12 protein-coding genes are annotated in these 12,513 nt (G+C 62.3%); 7 read left to right on the top strand and 5 right to left on the bottom strand.

Features of this window, described 5'->3' with window-relative positions; translation table 11 throughout:
• Positions 1–191 precede the first annotated feature (191 nt).
• The 4 genes from WBQ96_RS05985 to modA all read right to left on the bottom strand — a co-directional run bounded on the left by WBQ96_RS05985 (position 192) and on the right by modA (position 3,254).
• Positions 192–533, bottom strand: coding sequence for a winged helix-turn-helix domain-containing protein (locus WBQ96_RS05985; protein WP_336548337.1), 342 nt, complete (start codon positions 531–533; stop codon positions 192–194).
• A 101-nt stretch (positions 534–634) separates the two neighbouring features.
• Positions 635–1,738 (bottom strand): molybdenum ABC transporter ATP-binding protein, encoded by a 1,104-nt coding sequence (modC, locus tag WBQ96_RS05980; protein ID WP_336548335.1) that lies wholly within the window; start codon positions 1,736–1,738, stop codon positions 635–637.
• Complete coding sequence (gene modB / locus WBQ96_RS05975; protein WP_336548333.1) at positions 1,735–2,436, bottom strand: molybdate ABC transporter permease subunit; 702 nt, start codon at positions 2,434–2,436, stop codon at positions 1,735–1,737. Before modB ends, modC begins: the two co-directional genes overlap by 4 nt.
• Positions 2,437–2,453: 17 nt before the next feature.
• Entirely contained in the window at positions 2,454–3,254 is an 801-nt protein-coding gene (gene modA / locus WBQ96_RS05970; RefSeq protein WP_336548331.1) for a molybdate ABC transporter substrate-binding protein, read from the bottom strand.
• Positions 3,255–3,761: 507 nt separating this feature from the next.
• Between modA and WBQ96_RS05965 the strand changes: the two genes are divergently transcribed.
• From WBQ96_RS05965 to WBQ96_RS05945, 5 genes are all read left to right on the top strand, one after another.
• Positions 3,762–5,000 (top strand): branched-chain amino acid ABC transporter substrate-binding protein, encoded by a 1,239-nt coding sequence (locus WBQ96_RS05965; protein WP_336548329.1) that lies wholly within the window; start codon positions 3,762–3,764, stop codon positions 4,998–5,000.
• 105 nt (positions 5,001–5,105) lie between these two features.
• Complete coding sequence (locus WBQ96_RS05960) at positions 5,106–6,047, top strand: branched-chain amino acid ABC transporter permease (protein ID WP_165116338.1); 942 nt, start codon at positions 5,106–5,108, stop codon at positions 6,045–6,047.
• A gap of 3 nt (positions 6,048–6,050) precedes the next feature.
• Complete coding sequence (locus tag WBQ96_RS05955; RefSeq protein ID WP_336548324.1) at positions 6,051–7,310, top strand: branched-chain amino acid ABC transporter permease; 1,260 nt, start codon at positions 6,051–6,053, stop codon at positions 7,308–7,310.
• Positions 7,307–8,059: an ABC transporter ATP-binding protein gene (locus WBQ96_RS05950; RefSeq protein WP_336548321.1), complete on the top strand. Its 753-nt coding sequence runs from the start codon at positions 7,307–7,309 to the stop codon at positions 8,057–8,059. Before WBQ96_RS05955 ends, WBQ96_RS05950 begins: the two co-directional genes overlap by 4 nt.
• Positions 8,059–8,763 carry an ABC transporter ATP-binding protein gene (locus WBQ96_RS05945; protein WP_091913044.1) on the top strand — a complete coding sequence of 235 codons (705 nt, stop codon included), beginning with the start codon at positions 8,059–8,061 and terminating at the stop codon, positions 8,761–8,763. The genes WBQ96_RS05950 and WBQ96_RS05945 overlap by 1 nt, the downstream gene beginning before the upstream one ends.
• Before the next feature lie 23 nt (positions 8,764–8,786).
• Here WBQ96_RS05945 and WBQ96_RS05940 read toward each other — a convergent pair whose 3' ends face one another.
• Positions 8,787–9,587: an alpha/beta fold hydrolase gene (locus WBQ96_RS05940; protein WP_336548318.1), complete on the bottom strand. Its 801-nt coding sequence runs from the start codon at positions 9,585–9,587 to the stop codon at positions 8,787–8,789.
• 97 nt (positions 9,588–9,684) lie between these two features.
• Here WBQ96_RS05940 and WBQ96_RS05935 point away from each other — a divergent pair, with 97 nt between their 5' ends.
• A complete protein-coding gene (locus tag WBQ96_RS05935; RefSeq protein ID WP_336548315.1) occupies positions 9,685–11,721 on the top strand; it encodes a 3-hydroxyacyl-CoA dehydrogenase NAD-binding domain-containing protein in 2,037 nt (678 codons plus the stop codon).
• A 29-nt stretch (positions 11,722–11,750) separates the two neighbouring features.
• On the top strand, positions 11,751–12,512 hold the full coding sequence (locus WBQ96_RS05930; RefSeq protein ID WP_336548314.1) for an enoyl-CoA hydratase-related protein: 762 nt from the start codon (positions 11,751–11,753) through the stop codon (positions 12,510–12,512).
• The last annotated feature ends 1 nt before the right edge of the window (position 12,513 follow it).

The raw sequence follows: 12,513 nt of genomic DNA, 5'->3' as shown, positions 1-12,513 counted from the left end.
AGTTTTCGCGTTGCCTCCACGCTCACCGTTCACCTCCCGCAGGCATCCGCTGGAACGCCTGACGGAATGAATAGCTGACGAAGAGAGGAAAACAAACCTCTGCCCGCGCCGGTGGGCAACATTCGCTCTGCCGGCACGAAATCACTGGACGAAGATATGTCGGGCTGGAGCCGGCGCTCGGTCGGGAGCAGTCAGCCGGCCTCAATCTCAGCCTGCAAGGCAACCATGTGTTGTTGCGCCGCCGCTGTCGCGGCCCGCTCGATGGCGCGGAACCGGCTCACCACTGCAAGGCCCACAGGCGTCAATTGCGCACCGCCGCCGCGTTTTCCGCCGGTCTGAGCCGAGACGACCTGCTTGCCGAACAGCTTGTTCATCTCTTCGACCAGATCCCAGGCGTGCTTGTAGGACATCTTCATGCCGCGCGCCGCCGCCGAGATCGATCCGAAGGCGGCGATCTGCTCCAGCAATTCGATCTTGCCGGGTCCGATGCGGCCGTCGGGATCGAGGTTTATCCGCAGGCTGAGCGATGGCATGGTCTTCGTTCCTGATGCTCACGCGCGTCGCGCGCCTCACTTGCAATGTTCTAGCCTGCCCACATCGCTATGTCATTGCGAACATAGCCGTTTCCCGTAATTCACGCCGGCTTGACGCTGGACATCGTATTCGCCCGGTCGAAACTGACGGTTTTCACCACGGCAAAGACCGGCTTGCCCGGCTGAAGCGCCAGAGCGTGGCAAGATTGCCGGGTGATGCGCGCCAGAATGGTCTGGCCGCTGCAATCGATCAGCACATCCGCCAGCGTTCCGTTGCCGGAATTGATACCGGCGATCTTACCCGACAGGATGTTGAGTGCGCTCAAGCCCCGAGGACGCTCCGTCGCGATGATCACGTCGCGCGCCCTGATCCGAACGCGAACCGACGCGCCGACGGGCGTCCCGAGCCCGGAAACGCGAATTTCGCCGGCAGCCGAATGCAGCACGGCCATGCCGAAGCTTTCATCATGGGCAGACACGGTCATATCGACCACGGAGCCGCCCTCGCCGATCTCCTCCTCGGAGAGCAGGTCGAGCCGCTGCATGATCTCGGCCGTAGGACCGTGCGCCGCCACCTTGCCGCCTGCCATGACGACGACATCGCTTGCCAGCCGCGCCACCTCGGCAATCGAGTGGCTGACATAGACGATCGGCGTTTTCGTCTCGTCGCGCAGCCGCTCGATATAGGGCATGATCTCGGCCTTGCGCGCGTCATCGAGTGCCGCCAGCGGCTCGTCCATCAAAAGCAACCTGGGGCTTGCCAGCAGCGCCCGGCCGATTGCGACGCGCTGCTTCTCACCACCAGAAAGATGGCTCGGGCGCCGGTCGAGCAGATGCCCTATGCCGAGCAGTTCCACCACGCGGCCCATATCGTCATGCCGCTCGCCCTTCGGCGTAAACCAGCGGCCATAGGACAAATTGCTGCGCACATTGAGATGCGGAAAAAGCCGCGGCTCCTGAAAGACATAGCCGATGCGCCGCTTGTGCTTGGGAACGAACACGCCTGCCTGTGTGTCGACGAAAACCCGCCCCTCGGCTGCGATGCGTCCCTGGTCTGGACGCAGAAGCCCGCCGATCAGGTTCACGAGAGAGGTCTTGCCCGAACCGGAAGGCCCGAACAGCGCCGTCAGCCGCCCCGCGCTTTCGAAACGCGCTTCCAGCAGGAAATCGCCGAGGCGATTTTTGACATCCACCGCGACCGTCATTCGAGATCCATCCTGCGGCCAAGCCGGCGCGACAGCGCTTCGGAAGCGATCAGCGCAGCCATGGAAATGACGATGGAAACCAGCGTCAGGCGCAGTGCGCCGGCATCGCCTCCGGGCACCTGCGTGAAGGTATAGATGGCAGACGGCAGCGTCTGCGTCTCGCCGGGAATGTTGGAAACGAAGGTGATTGTCGCACCGAACTCTCCCATCGCCTTGGCGAAGGAGAGGATCATGCCGGCGATAACCCCCGGCAGCGTCAACGGCAGCGTGATCGTCAGGAAAACCCAGATTGGATTTGCGCCCAGCGTACCCGCCGCCGCCTCGAGCCTGCGATCGACCGCCTCGATCGAAAGACGAATGGCACGCACCATCAGCGGAAAGCCCATGATGGCGCAGGCAAGTGCCGCACCTGTCCAGCGGAAGGAAAAGACGATGCCGAAATGCTCGGCCAGAAAGGCGCCAGCCGGGCCGCGGCGCCCGAAGGTCAAAAGCAGCAAATAGCCCGTGACCACCGGCGGCAGGATCAACGGCAGATGGACGATGCCGTTGACGATCGACTTGCCCCAGAATTTACCGCGCGCCAGAAGCAGCGCGATCAGGATCCCGGGTGGCAGGCTCGCCACCATGGCCCAGGTGGCGACCTTGATGGAAAGCCGGACCGCATTCCATTCTTCGGGACTGAGGTCCAGCCATTCCATGCTTTACGAAGAGCCCTTTAGTTCGATGCGACCGGTGCGAGGAAGGTAAAACCCTGCGCCTCGAAAAGCTCCTTGGCCTTGGCCGACTGGAGATATTTCACGAAGCCCTCGGCGTCTGCATTCTTCGATTCCGCTGTCAGCCCAACGGGATAGACGATCGGCGCGTGCGAGTCTTCCGGGAAAGTTCCGACGACCTTCACATCCGGCTCAGCAACGGCGTCCGTTGCATAGACGATGCCGAGAGCGGCCTCGCCGGTCGAGACCAGCTTGAGCGCTGCGCGTACATTTTCCGCCTGCGCGACCTTGCCTTCGACCGAGGCCCAGACGCCGAGCTTTTCAAGTGCGGCCTTGCCGTATTTGCCGGCAGGAACGGCCTTCACGTCGCCCATGGCGAGCTTGCCGTCGCCGAGGAGTGCGGCGAGATCGAAGTTCGGAGCGATGGTTGCCTCGGCAGTGGAATCTTTAGGCGCGACCAGCACGATGCGGTTGCCGAGCAGTTTCAGCTCGGTGTCGGGCTTGGTCAGCTTCTTGTCGGAGAGATATTTCATCCAGTCGAGGTCGGCTGAGATGAACACATCAGCCGGCGCGCCTTCCTCGATCTGCTTGGCCAGCGCCGAGCTCGACGCATAGGAAATGGTCGCCTGCTTGCCGGCATCGGCCTGCCAGGCGGTGTTGATGTTGTCGAGCGCGTTCTTGAGGCTCGCCGCGGCGAAAACAGTAACATTGTCCGCAGCTTGCGCGGCGGGTGCCGCCGCGAAGAACATGGCGGCCAAGCCGCCGACGGCAAGCGCCAATCCAAAACGTCTGCGTGTGAACATGATCTCTACTCCCGGTTCGGGTTGAATTCTGTCATATCGCGGATGGTCGAACGGTCACCCCATCAATATATCCACGCGGATATAACAATGAATCGATAGCGAAAGTAAACCGCCCTCACGAGCTATTACCGGCTGTAAGAGAGATTATTTCGCCGGCGAGATCGTTGTTCCTTAAGGGAATAACGATCCCGGCAGATCAGTTGCCCGATGCACATAAACACCTCGACAATCGCCGTTGGTTCGTAGCGCGGCGGCGCTCATATAGGCCGCGCGCCGGAAGAAAATGAGCAACCCAAAATCGCGATCCGGCTACCAGCTCAAATCCGGTCGCTTCAACGAAACAGCCCCATTACACCTAAAAGATAGTCTATTGACATATAGCCCTCCTCTGCATAGCTTGCCGCCGAGCTAAGACCGGTCGGCAAAGTTGAGGACACGCTGATGGTAGTTGCCGGCTGAAACAGCGGCGCAGCCGGCCTGGCTTGTTTGACCCAGTGGAGGAATCCCATGACATCCTTGCGCCTCGCGTTCTCCGCGGCGGTATCAACCCTTGCCCTAGGCATCGGTACAGTTGCCGCAGAGCCCGTGAAAATAGCCTTTCTGACGCCGAAGACCGGGCCGCTGGCCTTTATCGGCGCCATGTACGATCCCACGATCAATTTCGTGCAGCAGCCCTTCAATGAAGCTGCCGGCGAAACCGGGAACAAGATCGACATCACCGTTTACGACGATTCCGGAACCACGCAAGGTGCGGCGGACCGGTTCAAGCAGGCTATTGCAGATGGCGCACGCGTTTTCGTCGGCGCCGGTACCTCGCCACTCGCCGCGCAGAACCTTGCAGACATCCAGCGCTGGAACCAGCGCAACGCCGAAGACCCGGCAATGCTTCTGATCGTGGGCGCCGAAGGCTCCAACTTCATCGGAGCCGATTGCAGCTTCTACTCCTTCCATTTCACCACCACGCCCTTCATCCGCCAGAACGCGCTGGCGAAAGTCATGAAGGAGGATGGCTCGCTGGGCGAAAAGGTCTACTCGCTCCAGCCCGACTACACGATGGGCCGCGAGATGGAAGCAGCCACCACCCACAATGCCGAGACCTACGGCTACAAGGTGGCCGGCACCACGCGACACGACGTCTTCAAGATCAAGGACTTCTCGCCCTTCATCGAGAAGGCCCGCTCCGAGGTTCCCAACACCGTCTTCACCGCCAGCAGCGGCAGCGATCTCCAGCTTATTCTCCAGGCGGCATCGTCGTCGGGCCTGAAGGCGCGTTTTGCCGGCATGTTCCTCGACGAGCCGGGCAATCTTGCAGCGGCAGGCGAAGCAGCACTTCACAACTACGACGCCCAGATCTTCAACGCCGAAGCAGGCGGAGAGGCTGGCGAAAAATACCGCGCGGCCTTCAATGCCGCAGCCGGCCGCGATCCTGTTGCCTTCATGAACAACAGCGTTCTGACGCTGAACATGCTGGGTGCAGCCGTGTCAGCCCTTCCGAAGGCGGACAAGGTCGCAGTCAACGATCTGGTCAAGTCGCTTGAGACCGTAAAGGTCGACTGGCCGCTCGGCACGCTTTCGATGCGCGCAGACGACCATCAGGTCCAGCTGCCGCTGGTCATCTCCATGGTGTCCAAGGATGCCAAGGACAAGATCGACGGGACGGATATGGGCTTCAAGCCGGTCAAGGTGCTGAGCGCCGAGGAAACCTCGGTTCCGGTCAGCGCCGAGTGCAAGATGAAGCGGCCCTGATCCATCGCAAGAACCTGCGGATGGGAGCTCTTACTCCCATCCGCTTTGCGCTATAGGCACCCGTGTTGGGCCTGAGCCCCTCTTATTTCATCCCGGACGACATCCATGGAAACGCTCCTTGTAGCCCTGCTGAACGGGCTGATCTACGGGCTCCTGCTCTTTATGATCAGCTCGGGCCTGACGCTCATCTTCGGCATGATGGGCATTCTGAACTTCGCCCATGCCTCTTTCTACATGCTCGGCGCCTATCTGGCGTTCACGGCCATCCATATGTTCGGCTTCTGGGGCGGCGTAGTCTTCGGCACGCTCGGCGTGGCGCTGATCGGCTTCGTTTGTGAACGTTACCTGCTTCGTCATGTCAGGCGCTTCGGCCATGTCCAGGAACTGTTGCTCACGTTCGGCCTGTTCTTCGCTTTCGAGGAAGTCGTCAAGCTGTTCTACGGACCCTATGCGGTGGCCTATTCCGTGCCTGAGTCACTGCGTTTCACCGCCTTCCACATCGGCGAGGTGTCTTATCCGTTCTTCCGCGTCCTGATCGGCCTGACGGCCATCGTCATGTTCGCCGCCATTTTCTGCCTGCTCCGCTTCACCCGGATCGGGCTGGTGGTGCGTGCAGCCGTGCTCAATCCGACGATGGTGCAGGCGCTGGGCTACAACGTGTCCGTCATCTTCTCGGCCATGTTCGCTGTCGGTGCCGGATTGGCTGGCCTCGCCGGCGCGATGGGCGGCGCCTATTACACGACAAACCCAAACATGGCGACGGAACTGGGCGTGATCGTCTTTGTCGTCGTCGTTGTCGGTGGGTTGGGCTCGCTTGGCGGCGCGCTGATCGCCTCGCTGCTCATCGGCGTACTGGTCAGCGCCATCGTCTATGTCGACGTCACTTTCGGGCAAATTCTCTCCGCTGTCGGCCTCGTCTCCGACGAAGTCGCGCGGTCGACGCTCGATGTGCCGCTATCCAGTGCCGCGGGCGTGCTGCCGTTCCTGCTCATGCTTCTTGTGCTGATGTTCCGTCCCCAGGGTATCGCCGGCGACGAAAGGGCCTGATCGATGAAAACCGTTCCTTACATCGGTGCCGCCATTGTCGCGGCGGCCCTGCTGGCGCTGCCCATCTTCGGCGATCTCGGCACCATGAACCTGGTGATCAAGATCATGATCGCTGCGATTTTCGCGCTCGGCTTCAACCTGCTCTGGGGCCAGGCCGGCCTGCCGTCCTTCGGCCATGCCGCCTACTACGGCATCGGCACTTTTGCGACGATCTACATGATGAACGCCATCGATCGTGGCGGCTGGTTCCCCACCCCGTTGCTGCCATTGGTTGGTGCCGGTGCCGGCTTCGCCTTCGGACTTGTCGCGGGCTGGTTCGCCACCATCCGCTCAGGCGTCTATTTCGCCATGATCACGGTGGCGCTTGCCGAACTCGTCTCGGCCATCGCGCTGAAGTGGGAAGGATTGTTTGGCGGCGAGGCCGGCATTCGCTCGATCCGCACGGACTGGGGACCGTTCGGCTTCCAGTCCACGACCTCCGTCTACTGGCTGACGCTTGTCTGGATGCTTCTGGTCATGGCTTTCCTGTTCGGCCTGCAGCGCAGTCCTTTCGGCCTGGTGGTGCGCGGCATCCGCGAGCGCGAGTTGCGCGTGCGGTTTCTCGGCTACGATACCCATCGCGTAAAGACGCTCGTGTTTGCCATTTCCGCCGCCGTTTCCGGGCTTGCGGGCGGACTTCTGGCAATCTCCGACGAATCCGCCTCGATGGTGCTGTTCCAGGGTTCAGGATCGGCCTTCGTGGTGCTGAACACCGTGATCGGCGGTGCCGGTGTATTCCTCGGGCCGGTCATCGGCGCAGCACTCACAACAAGCTTCGCCTATTTCGGCGCGAACCTTTCCCATTTCTGGATGCTGTATCTCGGCATCGCCTTCGTGGTGACGGTCATGTATGCGCCGCAGGGCATCGGCGGCGCGATCGCTCAGCGCGCGCGTGCCGTGAGGGCCGGTGAGAAGGCAGCTTTCGGTACAGGCGACCTGATAGGAATCGTTGCTTTCGCCCTCACCTTCCTCGGCCTGATATTCCTGATCGAGATAACCGGAACGATCTGCTCGGAGCAGTATCGCGCCGGCATCGCGTCCGCGAAGGGGGTATGGCCGCCGGTCAGACTGCTTGGCTACGATTTCAATCCGCTTTCGCCGCTGCCCTGGCTGATAGGCCTCCTGTCTCTTGGCGCAGGCATCGCGATCGTTGTTGCCCAACCGCATCTTAGACGCCCGCGGCTTCTCGATCTCGTCACCACAAAAGCCGAGGCAGGAAAATGAGCGCGACCACTCTCAGCCTTTCGTCCGTCCAGAAAAGCTTCGCCATGGTCCGCGTGCTCGAGGCGATCGACCTCGACATCGCCAAGGGCGAGCGGCATGCGCTGATCGGACCGAACGGTGCGGGCAAATCGACCCTGTTCAACCTGATTTCGGGAGCTTTCGCGCCAACCTCCGGCAGCATCCAGCTGAATGGCGCCTCTGTTGCCGGGCTGGTTCCGCACAAGCTCAACCGGGCCGGCCTTGGCCGCTCGTTCCAGATCACGCATGTATTCGACAAGCTGACTGTTCGCGAGAACATCCGGCTCGCGGTCATGGGCCGCTTCGGCAAACGCTGGAGCTTCCTGCGCCGCGGGGCGGTGTGGGACGAGATCGATCGCGAGACAGATGCCTTGATCTCGGGCGCCAATCTGTCGCCGCAGTCGGAAACCAACGCCGGCGACCTGGCATATTCCGAGCAGCGGGCCGTAGAGATCTGCATGACCGTCGGCACCGGTGCCGAGGTGATCCTGCTCGATGAGCCGACCGCCGGCATGTCGCGCGAGGAGACGGCACACATCATCACCTTCATCCGTCGGATTACCGAAGGCCGCACGCTGGTGATGGTCGAGCACGACATGGATGTCGTCTTCAATCTGGCCGACCGTGTCTCTGTTCTGGTCAACGGCCGCATCCTGGTCACGGGCACGCCTTCTGAAATCCGCTCCGACGCTCGCGTGCGTGAAGCCTATCTCGGTGACGGAGAACACTGATGCTGAATGTTACGGATCTGCATGCCGCCTACGGCAACATCAAGGTTCTGAACGGGGTGACGCTCTCCGTCCCCGGCGGCTCGATCGCCACGATCCTGGGCCGTAACGGCTCGGGGCGCTCTTCCACCTGCAAGGCGGTGATGGGCTTGCTGCCGCCGATGAGAGGCCAGGTAACGCTGAAAGGGAAGGAACTCGCAGGCCTGCCAGCGCATGAGATTTCGCGCGCGGGCATTGGCTACGTCCCCGAAGACCGGCAGGTGTTCAAGAACCTCTCCGTCGAGGAAAATTTCAAGATCGGCATTCAGCCGGCAAAGGCCGGCCGCGCCGCCTGGACCGTGGACGAATTGCTCGACGTTTTTCCGCGCCTGCGCGAGCGGCGCCATATCAAGGCTGGCTTCCTTTCCGGCGGCGAACAGCAGATGCTCACCTTGTTCCGCACTCTGCTGACCAATCCCGACGTGATGCTCATAGACGAGCCGACGGAAGGACTTGCTCCGAAAGTGGTGGAGGCGCTCGCCGAAGTCATTCTCGAAATGAAGCGGCGCGGACTGGCCCTGCTGCTGCTCGAGCAGAAGCTGGCGATGGTCATGCGCCTGACCGACCGCGTCTTTGTAATGGGACGCGGCGAGATCGTGTTTTCCGGCAGCGTTGCCGACTTCCAGGCCGACGACGCGGTGCGCCGGACATGGCTGGAAGTCAGCTGAACGGCGCGGCGACGATGTCAGCCCTAAGACTTGAGACCGCCCCACCAGCGCGCGATTGCCGCGGCGGCCTCGCGCGGCTTTTCCGCCGGCATCGCATGGCTGGCATTGGGGATGGCTTCAGCCGTCACCCTGTCTCCAAACTCGCGAACAAGCTCGTCCTCGCTCCCAGCCGGCCGGAACGGGTCAGCACCGCCCATCAAATCGAGGACGGGCGCGGTGCCGGTTCCCCACCAGTCCGATTGCGGCGTAAGCGCGCGCGCAGCACGCTGGCTCGCCACCACTTCAGGATGCCAGCCGCTAAGCCATTCGCCGGCATCGTTACCTTCGGCGAAGAAGCCCAGACGCAGGGCAGCGAGACGCTCGGCATCCGAGGTCTCCGCCGCGTTGATGGCGGTGATGGCCGCGCTCAGATGCTGCGGCCATTGCTTCGCGCCCGACGCAAGCAGGACAACGCCGGCAACGAGATCCGGATGGTCCGCAGCAACCGTGCGGGCAACCCATGTGCCATAGGCATGGCCGGCCACGATGGCGCGTTCGCCCACAGCGAGCTCGGCGGAAAGCACGGTCGCAAAATCCGCAGCGAAGTCGTGGAAGCTCACGTTTTGCATGAGCCCAAAGGACGGCAGGATGCCGCGCGGTTCGACACGGGCGACACGAAAACCATGACCTTGCAGCGCTTTGGCCAACGGCCACAGTTCCGCGCAGCAGCGGCCAGTGGACGCGATCAGCAGCACCAATGGCCCCTCGCCGCCAATCCTGTAGCCGACCTGCCCGTCGCGGGTCGGCAGGATTCGCAGGTCGTCGTTGTCGGCGTGGTCGGTCATGGCTGCTCCTCTGCAAAGCCATTCCGCCCAGCGATTGACAGGCGGAACATCAGTAAAATATATAAAACTAGCTTTTTATCATAACAAGAGAATTATCGTGATCGGTTGGGCCAGACATGCGGATATTGCGGTTGTCACCATAGACAACCCGCCGGTCAATGCCGGTTCGCATGCCGTGCGCTCCGGTCTCGTGGCCGCGCTCGCCGAGATTGCCACCCAACCCGAAATTAAAGGCGTGATTCTCATCGGCGCCGGCAAGACCTTTATCGCCGGGTCGGACATTCGCGAGTTCGGCCAGCCGCTCGCCGATCCGCAACTGCCGGCGGTCATCGACGCCATTGAATCACTGTCCATACCTGTCGCCGCAGCCATTCGCGGCGCTGCGCTTGGCGGTGGGTATGAACTCGCGCTCGGGTGCGACCTGCGTGTAGCCGAGGAGAAGGCGGTTGTCGGACTTCCCGAAGTCAGCCTTGGGCTCGTTCCCGGTGCCGGTGGCACGCAACGGCTGCCGCGCCTGATGGGCGTGCCCGCCGCCATCGAACTCATCCTTTCCGCACGGCGGGTTTCTGTCCCGGAGGCACAGTCGCTCGGCATGATCGATCTTGTAAGCACCGGCGATCTGCTGGAAGACACGATATCCGCACTTCGCCAGCTTGCCGGCAAGCGCCGCCTTGCCGACATGCCGGTTCCAGCTTTCGATCCCACTGAGGCGAAAGCGGTGTGCGACAAGGCCGTTGCCCGCGCAAAAGGCCGACCCGCCGCGCAACAGGCAGCGCAACTAATCCTCAGCGCTTCCGAAAAGCCGTTCCGCGAGGCGCTGGCCGAGGAGCGCGCCGTCTTCCAGGCGATCCGTATCTCGCCCGAGGCCTTCGCCTATCGCCATCTCTTCTTTGCTGAGCGCGACGCCGCGCGGCTCGACACTGCCGCAGCGAGCGGCACGAAAATTTCGCACGTCGCCGTGATCGGCGCAGGCACAATGGGCGCTGGCATCGCGCACGCGTTTCTGTCCTCCGGATATCAGGTCATCCTGATCGAAAGGGATGAGCCGTTACTGGCCGCCGGTGTAACGCGCATCGCCGGCTTGCGCGACGAGGATTTCAAACGCGGCCGCATTTCCGAAGCCGCGAAGCAAGCGCAGGCAAACGCCTTGACTGCAATCGCCGCCCTCGATGCGGCCAAGGATGCCGATCTGGTCATCGAGGCCGTGTTCGAGGACATGGGCGTCAAACGCGACCTGCTCGCGCGCCTCGGCTCCATCGTCAGCCGCGAAACCATCGTTGCGACCAACACCTCCTATCTCGATATCGACGCGATGGCCGAAGGTTTCCCGCAGCTCAAGCGGTTGCTCGGACTGCACTTTTTCTCGCCCGCCCATGTGATGAAGCTTCTGGAGATCGTGCGCGCCTCGGCAACCAGTGATGAGACATTGGCGACAGCCCTTTCGGTGGCAAAGCGGCTCGGCAAGCAGCCGGTGGTGGCCAAGAACGCCTACGGCTTCATCGGCAACCGCATCTACGCCGCCTACCGCCGTCACGCGGAGTTCCTGATTCAGGACGGCGCGACGCCCGAAGCCGTCGACCGCGCGATGACCGGTTTTGGCATGGCCATGGGACCGTTTGCGGTTGCCGACCTTTCAGCACTCGATATTGCATGGCGTATGCGCAAGGCGCAGGCCGCAACGCGTGATCCCTCGGCACGCTATGTCGACATTCCCGACCGCCTCTGCGAGGCAGGACGGCTCGGACGCAAGACAGGGGCCGGCTATTACGACTATTCCGCGGGGAAGGCTCAGGCCGATCTCGCTGTGGAAGCCTTCATCGCTGCATCGCGGCAGGCGGCAGGCATCACGCCACGAACCATCGGCGATGAAGAGATTCGCGCACGCTGTCTGGGCTCCATGGTCAATGAAGCAGCTCTCTTGTTCGCGGAGGGCGTCGCCCAGCGACCATCCGACATCGATGTCGCCATGGTGCACGGTTATGGCTTCCCGCGCTGGACCGGCGGGCCGGTCTGGTGGTCCGCGAATCTGCCCGATGATCAGTTGAAGAGCATTCTGGTGCAGGTCGCTGCCGCCGAAGGGCCGCTATTCCGCGCCGGAGACGTCGACGCCCTGATCTCCGCTCACAAGCAATAACAACGCACGCCGAAACGAGGAACGCAGCCATGGCAATCATCATCGAAAAGGCCGACATGATCGCGACGATCTCCATCGATTGTCCGCCGGTCAACGCGATATCGATCGCCGACTATGCCGAGATTGCCGACACCTTCGAGGCGGCTAAGGACTGGGCCGACATCAACTGCATCATCTTCACCGCCACCGGCAGCAAGGCATTCTGCGCCGGGCTGGACCTCAACGAATTCCTTGCAGCCACGCTGGAACAGGACCCCGCCCGGGCAAGGATCGTGCGCCGCTGTTTTGCGGCCGTACGCCATGCCGCCGTTCCCGTCATCGGCGCGATCAATGGCCCCGCACTCGGTGCAGGAACGGTGCTGGCCTCGGTCTGCGACATCCGCATCGCTTCCGAGAATGCGCGGTTCGGCATGCCCGAGATCAATGTCGGCCGCTGCGGCGGTGCCGCACACATGATGCGCCACCTGCCGCAAGGCCTGCTGCGCCAGATGTATTTCACCGGCCTGCCGATCAGTGCCGCCGAAGCTTTGCAATGCGGTTTCATCCAGAAGGTCGTGCCCTTCGAAGACCTCGCCAAGACAGCTCGCGCGCTCGCTGAGGTCATTGCCGCCAAGGCGCCGATCGGCCTGCGCATGGCGAAAGAAGCCCTCAACAAGGTCGAATTCATGCAGACCGAGGACGGCTATCAGCTCGAACAGAGCTATTCCACCACATTGATGGCGACCGACGACGCACGCGAAGCCACGCGCGCCGTGGTCGAGAAGCGTCCGCCGGTATGGGTAGGCCGCTGAT

Source organism: Mesorhizobium sp. CCNWLY176 (assembly GCF_037153935.1).
GTDB lineage: Bacteria > Pseudomonadota > Alphaproteobacteria > Rhizobiales > Rhizobiaceae > Mesorhizobium_M > Mesorhizobium_M zhangyense.
Note: the sequence above shows the minus strand (reverse complement) of the source record. Positions and strands in the feature narration are given on the sequence as shown.

Excerpts from the sequence above, each read along its gene's own strand:
- WBQ96_RS05950 (WP_336548321.1), top strand. The coding sequence starts at position 7,307 with ATGAGCGCGACCACTCTCAGCCTTTCGTCCGTCCAGAAAAGCTTCGCC.
- WBQ96_RS05965 (WP_336548329.1), top strand. The coding sequence starts at position 3,762 with ATGACATCCTTGCGCCTCGCGTTCTCCGCGGCGGTATCAACCCTTGCC.
- modB (WP_336548333.1), bottom strand. The coding sequence starts at position 2,436 with ATGGAATGGCTGGACCTCAGTCCCGAAGAATGGAATGCGGTCCGGCTT.
- WBQ96_RS05955 (WP_336548324.1), top strand. The coding sequence starts at position 6,051 with ATGAAAACCGTTCCTTACATCGGTGCCGCCATTGTCGCGGCGGCCCTG.
- WBQ96_RS05985 (WP_336548337.1), bottom strand. The coding sequence starts at position 533 with ATGCCATCGCTCAGCCTGCGGATAAACCTCGATCCCGACGGCCGCATC.
- modC (WP_336548335.1), bottom strand. The coding sequence starts at position 1,738 with ATGACGGTCGCGGTGGATGTCAAAAATCGCCTCGGCGATTTCCTGCTG.
- WBQ96_RS05930 (WP_336548314.1), top strand. The coding sequence starts at position 11,751 with ATGGCAATCATCATCGAAAAGGCCGACATGATCGCGACGATCTCCATC.
- modA (WP_336548331.1), bottom strand. The coding sequence starts at position 3,254 with ATGTTCACACGCAGACGTTTTGGATTGGCGCTTGCCGTCGGCGGCTTG.
- WBQ96_RS05945 (WP_091913044.1), top strand. The coding sequence starts at position 8,059 with ATGCTGAATGTTACGGATCTGCATGCCGCCTACGGCAACATCAAGGTT.
- WBQ96_RS05940 (WP_336548318.1), bottom strand. The coding sequence starts at position 9,587 with ATGACCGACCACGCCGACAACGACGACCTGCGAATCCTGCCGACCCGC.
- WBQ96_RS05960 (WP_165116338.1), top strand. The coding sequence starts at position 5,106 with ATGGAAACGCTCCTTGTAGCCCTGCTGAACGGGCTGATCTACGGGCTC.